This window comes from uncultured Gimesia sp. (assembly GCF_937910335.1).
Taxonomy (GTDB): Bacteria; Planctomycetota; Planctomycetia; order Planctomycetales; family Planctomycetaceae; genus Gimesia.
Genome location: NZ_CALEMX010000210.1, coordinates 1 through 11,120, shown reverse-complemented (window position 1 = coordinate 11,120; position 11,120 = coordinate 1). Strand labels below are relative to the sequence as shown.

At 47.8% G+C, this 11,120-nt stretch carries 8 protein-coding genes; all 8 read right to left on the bottom strand.

Annotated elements, in window-relative coordinates; genetic code table 11:
* Window positions 1-239: 239 nt before the first annotated feature.
* Complete coding sequence (locus Q0668_RS08175; protein ID WP_298862602.1) at window positions 240-737, bottom strand: hypothetical protein; 498 nt, start codon at window positions 735-737, stop codon at window positions 240-242.
* 64 nt (window positions 738-801) lie between these two features.
* Complete coding sequence (locus tag Q0668_RS08170) at window positions 802-1,575, bottom strand: class I SAM-dependent methyltransferase (RefSeq protein ID WP_298862599.1); 774 nt, start codon at window positions 1,573-1,575, stop codon at window positions 802-804.
* Between the two features lie 580 nt (window positions 1,576-2,155).
* Window positions 2,156-3,469: a hypothetical protein gene (locus Q0668_RS08165; RefSeq protein WP_298862596.1), complete on the bottom strand. Its 1,314-nt coding sequence runs from the start codon at window positions 3,467-3,469 to the stop codon at window positions 2,156-2,158.
* A gap of 32 nt (window positions 3,470-3,501) precedes the next feature.
* On the bottom strand, window positions 3,502-4,491 hold the full coding sequence (locus tag Q0668_RS08160) for a hypothetical protein (RefSeq protein ID WP_298862593.1): 990 nt from the start codon (window positions 4,489-4,491) through the stop codon (window positions 3,502-3,504).
* 250 nt (window positions 4,492-4,741) lie between these two features.
* Window positions 4,742-5,824 (bottom strand): alanine/ornithine racemase family PLP-dependent enzyme, encoded by a 1,083-nt coding sequence (locus Q0668_RS08155; RefSeq protein ID WP_298862590.1) that lies wholly within the window; start codon window positions 5,822-5,824, stop codon window positions 4,742-4,744.
* Window positions 5,821-7,020 carry a DUF1611 domain-containing protein gene (locus Q0668_RS08150; protein WP_298862587.1) on the bottom strand — a complete coding sequence of 400 codons (1,200 nt, stop codon included), beginning with the start codon at window positions 7,018-7,020 and terminating at the stop codon, window positions 5,821-5,823. Before Q0668_RS08150 ends, Q0668_RS08155 begins: the two co-directional genes overlap by 4 nt.
* A gap of 362 nt (window positions 7,021-7,382) precedes the next feature.
* On the bottom strand, window positions 7,383-7,970 hold the full coding sequence (locus Q0668_RS08145) for a sigma-70 family RNA polymerase sigma factor (RefSeq protein ID WP_298862585.1): 588 nt from the start codon (window positions 7,968-7,970) through the stop codon (window positions 7,383-7,385).
* 291 nt (window positions 7,971-8,261) lie between these two features.
* Window positions 8,262-10,988: a serine/threonine-protein kinase gene (locus Q0668_RS08140; protein WP_298862582.1), complete on the bottom strand. Its 2,727-nt coding sequence runs from the start codon at window positions 10,986-10,988 to the stop codon at window positions 8,262-8,264.
* Window positions 10,989-11,120: the final 132 nt, after the last annotated feature.

The window sequence follows — 11,120 nt, the reverse complement described above, 5'->3', positions numbered from 1 at the left end:
TCCAATACATGCACGTTTGGGTATGCGATCTCATAAGGGAAAAGGATGAACACAATTAATCATACATCTAGATGAACACAATTAATCATACATCTAAATGAGACTTGCGGATCTTTAATACTATAGTTTCTCTTGATTTGGGGGGGAAACCTCCCTGAAAAGGTCCATCCTGAGTAATGAAATCTGAATGAGCAACGGAGTTTATGATTAGTCACTCCGGCACTATAGCGGGAGCCGTTTCAGAAATAGATGGCATTAAAAAGCTTCAGGCTTGAGGTACTGTCGAACCAGAGTGTCACGATGCCATCCAGAATTGCGCACACGATCACCGCTGCAATCAGACGCCGACGATGCGGAAACGGTCGCACCAGCAGCAGCAGAATCAGGAAACAGACAGCGGGCACCGAAATCATGATGCCCATCGCCCAGCCCTGCGTCATAATATAATTCGGCGAAGCAGATCCGCGTGACCAACCAGCCCAGTGGATAAAAGGCAGTAGAAACTCATGCTGGACGACCGATTTCAGGAATGACTTGGGCATTTGAATTAACGCCAGCAGCGTCGCTTCACCGAGCCACACCTTATTAACAAAGGGCAGCGTGAGCGCACTCAGGATGTAATAGGCACAGACGCATTTGCAAACAATGCCTGGCCAACGTTTGGGAGCAACAGCCGGGTCGGCACTTTCCACTTCTGAACCGCCAGTCTCATCAGGACTCGAATTGCTGGTCGCCATTGCATTGCCCTCTATCTTGTTGCCAATCACTTCTGGATCAAAAAATCCGCGCATCACAAAAAAATTAACGGCTGCGTTTTATCGTCCGCTGGAATATCTTATTTGTAACCAGATTCTTCTTTAACGTTTCCCGATCCCATAAAGCCAGGTTCCGGACGGGAGTACCTTCGATCCAGTCCTCTATCATCTGGAGAGGCGGGTCGAGGCTGAAAGGGGGCAACTCCAGATTGAGAAACCGAAACGATCCGGAAAGGGTATCGGCATTCTTTTCACAAAGCGGATAGACTGACGTCAGTAAATACCGAATTTCACTCTTCAGAAAATTATCGAGCACCAGTAAAACATCACGATTCGACAGGTGAAATAAACAGTCGCGGCACAGCCACAGATCCGCAGCTGGGATCTCATCTTGTGTAATATCTAAATGAATGAACTTTGTGGTGTTATCAGTGTAAAGCCTCTGATTGCGCTCTACGAGAGGGTCCACGATATCACCCCCGACATAGGTGATTTCCGTTTCCCACTCAAGCTTTCGAAACCAGTTATAGTCGCCACAGGGCGCATCAAGAATCGAGGAAACGCCCAGCGCTTTAACGAGTAGCGGAATTTCTTTGCGAATATTTTCAGTGTACTCAATCGTTGAGCCCGGTCCGGAAACGCTTTCCTCACTACCCCAGGCATTGACTTCATAGTGATGAGAAAAGACCTGCTTCGTATCACCAATGCGCGCCAGCCGACGCCGTTCAAGGAAATCCTCCCGTTTTCGAATGAGTGCATTTCCCCCCGGTAAAGCTGCAAGGATCCTACGTATTAGGTGTTTGATTTTTTTCCAGACCATAAAGTTCTAACTACAAAATTGATAGTTTCTTTGTATTACATCCAGGTAGCTACTTAACATCCTTTCAAATCCATCGATAAGATAATGAAATAGTCGATGAAAATAAAAAGAATGGGAAGGCCAAGCGTGAGGCCCATGTGGCTGTTAAAAGAATACGGTGGCTCCCTGCTTTTTAGGAAGAGAATTCTGAGCAAGCCAATGAGGAAGAGAACACCATTCGCAATCGGGCCATGCATGACGGCAATGAAAAACGCGAGATAACTTTGGTCCTGCCACGCTATTAACAGAGCAGACACATTTACAGCGATTATGAGCAATAGAAAAGTCGGGCCAAACCAGGATCGACTCTGTCGAGTTGTCGAATGAGCCGGTGATTCTGTTGAGGTTTGCATATCGTGTTACCAAATTCGATTAACAATAAATTTAGACAATCAACTGTTAAGCATACAGCTGCGACCTGCAAAACAGTTAGAAAATTGTCATCAACAACATTATAGCAGTCGCTGCTCAATTGCAAATCCGTCACAGACGCGTCAGAAAGTTTCTTCTCGTTGATTTTTGAGTCCGATCCCTCCAGGCGTTACTTGCGAATACGATCGGATGAATTCAGGTACTCTTCGAGATGAGTGTAGCCGTTGCTATCTTTGTCGCGCGACTGGTTCCCGGGGTCAGCGGGATTCAGTCCATGGTCGCGTTCCCAAACGTCCGGTAGCCCGTCCTGATCCGTGTCGATCGGGGGCTTTGTTGATTTGAACTTCGGCCAACCACCTACCTCACGCTGCGAATTGATCAGTTTACCCGTTCCGTTACGAATTTGACCGATAACCCGGCTATCAACAGAATCCCGTTTGGGAAGCGTGGCGCCACTATGGGCGAGAACCAGTTTGAACGCTTCCACCGCAGAATTAGTATGTACTTTCGCGCACGGGAACGGCTCAGTCATACGACTGTCTTTCTTCTTGCCGGAGATCAAAAGCCAGTTGTCGCGCGTAGCACGTGCATTTCCATCAAGAACATTGTCGCTGACAAACAACTTCGTCGTCGGTCCTCCCACTTGAAACGCGGAAGATCCCGTGCGTCGAATGTAGTTTCCCACATAATTCATTCGCACGGGGTCGGCAGCTGAATAGCCCTTCGTGTTGTAAAGTACGTTGTTTCGGAAGTCGAGTAGAATACTGCCATCGCCGTATGTACCGGGCCGCGGACTTCGCGACAGATGATGTGCATAAATATTGTGATGAAAACTCAGATTGCCGTTGCAGCGCAGCAATGATCCAAACCCATGCGCGCCTTTGGGGTGAACGCTATCGTTGAGAGATTCGCTGATGAGACACCATTGAACGGTTATATTTGTGATCCCCTCACCAGACACGGAACAGCATTCATCGACGGACCAACTCGCCGAGCAGTGATCGATGATCACATCGTGACTAGGCGCAGCAATGCTGATCGCATCGGGAGTGAAATCTTTCTTCCGCTTTGCGAACTCCTGGGCTGGTTCGTCGCCGGGACGAATTCGCAGGTACCGCACGATGACATCATGAGTGTGAATCTGAAGACCGAAATTCTTCAGACAGATTCCATCGCCGGGCGCACTTTGACCGGCAACAGTCACGAATGGTTCGCGTAATTTAAGTTTTGATTTTAGCTCGATCAAACCTGAAACCTGAAACAGAATCGTGCGGGGGCCCTTCGATTCGATCGCCGAACGAAAACTTCCTTTGCCGGAATCCTTGAGGTTTGTAACGAACAGTACTTTTCCGCCACGTCCCCCTTTGGATCGAGCTCCGAATCCTTCGGCTTCAGGAAAAGCCAAAATATCAGCGTCTGCGGCGAGAACTAAACCTGCCGAATACACAAACACGATTGTGATGATCTTAATACAGGTCTTCATCGGCCAATCTCCAAAAGCGATTTCAGAACAAACTACTTAACGGTTTCAGTCTTTTGCTCAGGTAATTCAGGCAGCGATTTAATCATCTGAGCCCCGCGAACGTACGCCACAAAATGTTGTCCCCAATGGGGGACACGCGGGTCAAAGGGTGCGGGATAGAAAATGGCGATCTTCGCCTTGTTCCACGGAGCAAATCGTTCGCTACGCTCCGGCATGCCGAACCACGGATGATTGATCTCAACACCGAGTTGCCAGGAATAAATCAGATCGTAATTCCAATCCAGCGAAAATACGTGATACTTGTCCGTCTGTCGGCGGTATCCAGACGCGAGGCTAATCCACGGCGTCACTTCATTACAACCATGCTTCTCCGCGTTTTGAGCAGTCCTGCGGAAAATTTCACGCGTGTATCCGATCTCTGGCACCTGATACAGCGAACAACCAAACGTCTCACCCTTCTCGTCGAGAGCGAAGTAAGAGGCGGTAGCCCAGCCGGTAGGCGACGCGCCGGGATGAACGGCACCACGGGCGTACCATTCGATCCGGACCTTGGGGAATATTTTAAGGACCATATCGTAAGCAGCGTTGTACTTGTCTGTGATCGCTTGATTCCACTTTGCATCGTTGGCCCGCGTGTGAAAATGCTCTGAATCGAACAGGACCGCTGTCAGCTTGATGTCGGTCTCGTACTTTTGATTCGCAGCCGCGAGTGCATCACGGATCAATTCCATTTTCTTCTGCAGGTGCTCGAGTTCCGCCCGATGTGTGGGTCCGGTATCAGTTGGTGGCAGATCTTTCCCGAAGTGGCGATGCCAGACAGAGTAGTTGACAGCAATCGACGTCGGGATCTTCGGCTTGCTGGCATTGACCTGTTTGCAGATTTTTACCGCCCGATCAACCTGCTCGCTGGTCCCCCACTCGCCACTTAAGGAGATCGCGTGCGATAGCCGCGTGTACTCGAAAAGTAACTCGTCCGAGAACTTATTAAACGCCAGGGGAAACGAGTAATGGACCTTGGGCAAAGGTTTCAACTCTTTAAACCACGCCAGAATTTGTTCATCCGACGGCTTCGCATCGCCGCCAATTGCGAAGCCTGGCAACGCAAGTAATAAAATGAAAACGGCACTACGCATCATCGTTGCTCCGGATTTGTTTTAACTACGGGGTGATCGTCACGGGGTGATCGTCATGTGAAAGGCTCATTATAGCGGCTTGAGTAGACACGATACAATAAACAGGATCATCGAACGTCAGTCCGTCTGTTCCATTTTGCTATTGAGCGGACACCGGAATGCGATCGCTTTCCCGGTTGACAACCTTGGAAACAAAGGGTGAAGTCATCGCCCGAACCAGCGCACTGTAGTTGAGCTGCAAGGTGATCTCGCTACCGACTGCATGACCGGGCTCAACAATCAGGTGGTCGCTACTAGCTGCGAGGATCGTGATACCAGGTGGAGCCTCCAGGCCGCTCGGGTCAGTGTCTTGTCGTCCCAGGGCAAGGATCGTCTGCGAAATTTGTCCCCGGTCGGTAACCGGTGGTGTGTCTCCGAACGCGGTTTGTCCGATCTCACCTGTGGGCAGTGATGGCTTGATTTTTGATTCGATGACCTCGGCTGTGAGTGTGATGGCGTCAGTGTAAAGTCCATCGATTTGTTGACGATGAAGAGGTTCTCGACCAAGCAGAATCGATTCTCCCAGACGAAGATCGTTGATCCGCCCGACATCTATGCTGTTAAGAGCCCATTCAAGATTGGCAGAGTTTCCGCCGGACACGATATCAAGAGTCAGGCCGAATGTCGCTTCGATTGAGTTCGCGAGCGCGGATAGCTCGGACATATTACGCGCATCAGGTGCAGCGCCGCTGCGACAGGCGAGATTCGTGCCGATGCCTCTGAGAGTTATGTTCGGGAAGCGAAGTATCTCCCGAACACTGTTTTCGAGGTCGTCGGGCATGATGCCCTCACGAAGGTCTCCCAATTCAACCATCAGCACGACTCCGTGCGTCCGCCTCTCCTTCTTCGCTTCGGAAGAGAGTTTGCTGATCACGTCAAGCTCGGTGTTAAAGCTCACGTCGGCGTGCCTTACGACACGATTTGCCTGACTGAGCATTGGCGAGCGGATCAGCGTCATCGATGCAGGTACACGGGCAACTCGCATCGTCTCAATATTCTCAATGCGGGAGTCACCCAGACCGTTTATGCCTGCCCGAAGCATTGCGTTGGCAACCTCGGGAGAACCGAGGGTCGCCTTTGTAACGCCCGTGACTGTAATGTTTCGTTCGGCCAGTCGTTTCACCAACACGGAGGCGTTGTGATGGATCTTATCTAGATTGATGTCCAATCGAGGCGCGGTCATCGTGCGCCCGCAGCCAGCTTTTCCTTAAGCGACGGGAACTCGGCCAGGACCATTTCCACCAGACGCTCGGGCGACCGGGTCAGCGCATCTGTAGCAGGGATGCCGAGCTCGCACTCATAAAGCATGATGGCGACGTCGACCTCTGGGTCAGTCATGTTCTCATGATTGATCGTCAGGCCAATAACCTTCGTGTCGGCAAAGGTCTGAATGAGATTGATCTCGGTTGCTGGCGTCGGCATCGACATCTGCTCGAAATCGCAGCGATTGACCCGTCCCGGCGCGTGTTGCAGAACGACGGCGTCGGGGCAACTACCTCGGAGAATGAAAGAGGATGTCGAATAGGCAGGATGGCTGAGCGCGCCTTGCCCTTCGACAATGATCACATCGGGATTCTCTCCTTCAAATGCTTCGACGATGGTGGCTTCCATTTCACCCGAACAGAACTGAGACGGGACAGCATCGAGTGCCAGGCCATAGCGAGCTCCTTGCATCAGGCCAGTCTGGCCAGTCCCGATCATCACTGCTTTCAGTCCAAGATCGTTCAAGGCGCGGGTGAGAATATTGGCCGTGGTCCGTTTTCCAATGGCGCAGTCAGTACCAAGGACTGCGATGCGTGGGCAAGTGACCTCGGCAATGCGACCGCTGAATAATCGTAGATCTTTCTTATTGCGCGGCTTACGAATATCGAGAATCAACACATTCTTCGCTGCGCTCGCCGCGGCAAACACTGGATCGTCGTTCAAAAACTCATGGAGTCCGTTCACAATGTTCATTCCGAGATCGATGGCTTCGAGGATCAGGCCGCGCTCGTGTGACGATAACATGCCACTCGCCGGCGCCATCCCGAAAATGAAGTAATCAGGCACACATCCGGCGTGCTCCAGTGCCTCGGAAAGCTTGCGAAAGATAGGGATCGCGTTAGGCTCTTCACCAAGCACTACTCCTGCATCAAGTCCAGCTTTTTCGCTATCAATGATGGAGAGGATCTTGTACTTTTCCGAATGACGGACGAGACCATTGGCAGTCTTGCCGTCGATGGCGCCGAAGTTCGCTTCGCAATAGATGACGGCGGTTGGGTTTTGTTCCTGAACGTCGTTAGATCGCAGCGATACGGGCGATACAGCATCGTTGTTGTTAGTGAAACAGCGATTGCCTGGAAGAGGGTCTGGCAACACTGAGGGTGTGAACAATGACATTGTTACTCCTCTGGTTAGCTCAGAGGAGGCGACGGGATCGTTTCGACCGGGTTTGGCCGCATGTCAACGAGTTGTCCCTCTAAGATTAAATTGTTGAAACCACCATAGCATAGTTTGGCAAAATGAACAAGGCGCTGGTCACTCCCTCAAAGCGTGCGCAAACTTCTTCAATACAATATCTTCAATTTTATGATCGACCAGAAACTTGTATGTTGTGTGCTCGTAACTCGTTCGGAGAAGTTCTCAAGCGGCAATGAAAACGAGTAATGGAACCTTGCAATGGTTTCAGTTCTTGGAACCACGCCAGAAATTATTCATCCGACGGCTTAGTATTACCGCCGAATGCAAAGTTTTAATGTGAGTTAGTTTCTTGCAGCAATCAATTGAGATCGGATCTGAGAAAGAGTACGACGAACAGTTCGTTCCGAACGGTTTATTTCATCACAAATTTCTCGCTCACTGAAGCCTTGTAGTCGCATCATAAAGATAGTCTGCCCTTGTTTATCTAGGGGGCTCATGACTTTTTCAACTAACTCAGTTAATAACACGGCTTGTTCGGGAGTCGGCTCTTTTGAGATTAATTGTTGTACAGTTATTTGATTTTCCTCGGGAAACGCAGTGCTCACTTCTCTGCTTAGATCACGTCCCTTACGGTGGTAATGACGCATCTGTTTACAACATTTTCGGATCGTTAGAGTAACTAATAAAGCCCACAGCCCATCCCTGGTATCCAGATTGAACTCCTCGTTTTTGTGACGGCGAAAAAAACTGCGATAGACTGATTGCAGTACATCTTCAGGGTCAACTTTCTGTTGTAATTGACGGTCCATGCGTGCTCGTGCTATACCAAGGAGTCTATTAGTATAGCGCAGAACTAATTCCTGTGCTGCACTTTCATCACCTGCTTCCAGGTCGTCAATCATCTGCTGGAATGAACTTGGTTCATCCATCTTTCATTACCTCTTATATTATGAGAGCAATGCTGCATGAATAATATTTCTACAGAATTGAGCGTGTGCTTAAGTGTAGGGTAAACGCGGATTAACCGATTAGAGGATGTGGATCATATGTGTAATGTATTGTCCTATGTTAAACCAAAATAGCAAGAACACTAACCGTTTGTAAAAAGCGAATGACGAAGTTAGAAAGCTTCTTCTATTCGGAATGAGTGACCATGTTTTTCGTCAGAACAACTTTTAAGTCTGAATTTGGGGGAAAATATTTGAGTCACTGAGAAAAGTTTAATTCTCTAACTGTTCTGGTTTCAATTTGAATACAGTCCCAGATTTATTTCGGAACAAAACTTGTTGAAACCGGACAACAGTATTGTGCGCTCCGAGTCCCAGGGCGATCGGGTGAATTCGCCAGTCTTCTCGAATCGAAAGCTCTGATTGTTTTCCTTGCCAATGGAAGATCTCCCGTTGATCGACCTTGAGTAAAATGGACGCTGATTCTCCTTCTCCCAAATGAACATCCACCTCCACCAGATGCTGTTTTCCGTTGACGATGATTCCTGCTTGCTCAATTCCCCAATGCTCGCCATTAATGTTCTGAATACGAAACTCTTTACCATTATTACCTAGCGAAAGCATGCACAAATCTTTGCCTACAGGGAGAATTAAATTGATTTCTCCCATGCCTGCAACTCTCATCAAGCGAACCTGTAGTTGATAATCTCCTTGGGGAACTGCAGGCAAGATCAGCCTTGAAAGTTCTTCTGAACTGGTCTCTAATTCCTGTGCGTGGCGATTTATGTCATCTGCCTCACCAGGGTTTTTGGCCAGCTTCCATGTCCCATGGAACTCCATAGTTGGTAATTCTATTTGTTCAAGCAAATCTTTCCATTCCTGGTATTCATCGGTCTTGGATTTTACAAAATGGGTTCGTGAAATATTTGTATCACTTGCTGCATGAAGTGTCATTTTGTGAAAGATTACTTGTTCGTAATGAGCTCCTAGACCAAAATTCTGTTTGGGAATCTGCCAATCTCGACGGATGGAAATCGCATCAATGGGGCCATTCCAATCTAGAATTAATAAATTGTTTAGCTTTGCTGTGATAGATGCCTGTTGCTCCAGCATCGAGACAAAGAGTGTTAGTTTATGCCGCTGACCATTTGGTAAATGATCTACTAAAACTTTGCCAAACTCATGTCCATGGACTAATTGCAGTCCGCACCAATCATTTTGACCCAGTGATAACATACATGTTTTATTTGCGACAGGAAAAATGAGATTGATTTCAGTTTCACCCCATTGACGAGTCAATTCCAATTCAAGTTGATAGTTTCCCTTCATATGAACAGGGATCGTTAATCTTGAAAACTCCTTGGGATTCACCATCAAGCCATTTGGAGCCATGAACCATTTCCCATTGACGATATCATCCGGGAGTGAAATTTCTTTCAGTAGATCAACCTGCTCAGATAAAACAGAATTCTTTGATTCGAACTCCGAAAACCCGTTCTGTAAAACACCGGAATTTGGATCTGGAGCGGAAGAGTAAGTCTTGAAGAAAGCTCCTGTTACTGCAGTCAGAATCAAGATTGGAATACCCAAGGTCATCCATCGTTTTCTAATCGTGTCACTTGATCCGGATGGAGCGGTTACTTTTGATGTGACATTTCCAGAATGGGTTGGATTCAATTCCTCTAAAGCAGTTGAGAATTCTTCCATTGAAGAAAATCTGTTCGTTGGTTCTTTTGCTGTTGCTATAAGAATGACCTGCTCCAGAGCAGGGGAAATATCAGAATTTATCGACGAAGGTTCCACTGGTTCCTGGGAGAGAATTTGTCCGATTACTGAATTTATTGAACCATCAAAAGGTAATTTTCCGGTGCAAAGTTCGTAAAGGAGTATTCCCAGGGAATAGATATCACTGGCCGGACCAATTCGATTAAGGTCACCACAGGCCTGTTCAGGCGAGAGATAGGCGGGAGTTCCAAGGAGTTGCCCCTGGAATGTCAACTTTGTTTCACTACTATTTTGTTGTAGTGCCAGTCCAAAATCGGTAATCACTGGTTGTGAATGTTTTTCGTCAATTAGAATATTGGCTGGTTTGAGATCGCGATGAATCACACCGGCAGCATGTGCATACGCCATCGCGGTAGCGAGTGTGCTTACAAGCTGAATGGATTCATTCAGTGAGAGCTTACGTTGTTTGCTCATCTCTGCTAGTGATTTGCCTTCAATATAAGGCATTACCAAGATAATCCGGTCTTTTATTTCCAGGAGATCGAATAGCGGACAGATATTTTGATGCTGGAGAGCCGCTACTGCACGAGCTTCTCGCAGAAAACGCTCGTTTTCTTCAGAATCCGGATCTAAGTGACGCCGCGGTATTTTCAGGGCGACATTACGTTCCGTTTTGGGGTCATAAGCGAGAAATACTTGCCCGAAAGATCCTTCCCCAAGAAGTTCCTTAATCAAGTAACGACCATATTTTAAATGGGATAGATTCTGTTCTGCTTGATTCGGTGGTGAAAATGACTTTTCTGATTCCGTCTGGGATTGTATTGCCTGCTGTGCTGGGGTTACAGACTTGTTATGTAAAGTGGAACTCATCCGATTCGGTTGATCCTCTTCGGCTGCTTTTTGCAAACCAGGTATCAATGACTCACCGAATTGGGGAAATCGCTTTGCGTATTCAGAAGCATGAACTTGTGAACTGAATCTTGATCGAAAAATATATTCAGTTTCAATCAATTCACGTATTGTGTCAGGATCTTTCGACAGGGCAGGGAAACGTTCCAGATACTCTTCTACATAAACAGCTTCGCCAGTCTTGACTCTCCATTCCAGTTCCGTATTCACAAGTTCGATAAGTAACGTAAACCCTTTGTGGTGAAAGCATTTCCAGACACTTTCGATCGAACGCTGATCGCCTTTTCGTAGAGCATCCTCATATTCAGAGACGATTTTCTCCAGTTCCTTCCAAGCGTCTTGTGAATCATCGAGAGAGCTGCCCATGGTGAAACAAATCATACTTTCTGAAGGATGGATGGTTTTCTTTTGTGTTTGGCTGAAATCCTACAGAGAAAGAAAATAAAGGTCAAAAATAATTATAACCCGCATTTCCCAGATGACTTCCCTCGCTTTGGC

Excerpts from the sequence above, each read along its gene's own strand:
- Q0668_RS08145 (WP_298862585.1), bottom strand. The coding sequence starts at position 7,970 with ATGGATGAACCAAGTTCATTCCAGCAGATGATTGACGACCTGGAAGCA.
- Q0668_RS08170 (WP_298862599.1), bottom strand. The coding sequence starts at position 1,575 with ATGGTCTGGAAAAAAATCAAACACCTAATACGTAGGATCCTTGCAGCT.
- Q0668_RS08165 (WP_298862596.1), bottom strand. The coding sequence starts at position 3,469 with ATGAAGACCTGTATTAAGATCATCACAATCGTGTTTGTGTATTCGGCA.
- Q0668_RS08150 (WP_298862587.1), bottom strand. The coding sequence starts at position 7,020 with ATGTCATTGTTCACACCCTCAGTGTTGCCAGACCCTCTTCCAGGCAAT.
- Q0668_RS08175 (WP_298862602.1), bottom strand. The coding sequence starts at position 737 with ATGGCGACCAGCAATTCGAGTCCTGATGAGACTGGCGGTTCAGAAGTG.
- Q0668_RS08140 (WP_298862582.1), bottom strand. The coding sequence starts at position 10,988 with ATGGGCAGCTCTCTCGATGATTCACAAGACGCTTGGAAGGAACTGGAG.
- Q0668_RS08155 (WP_298862590.1), bottom strand. The coding sequence starts at position 5,824 with ATGACCGCGCCTCGATTGGACATCAATCTAGATAAGATCCATCACAAC.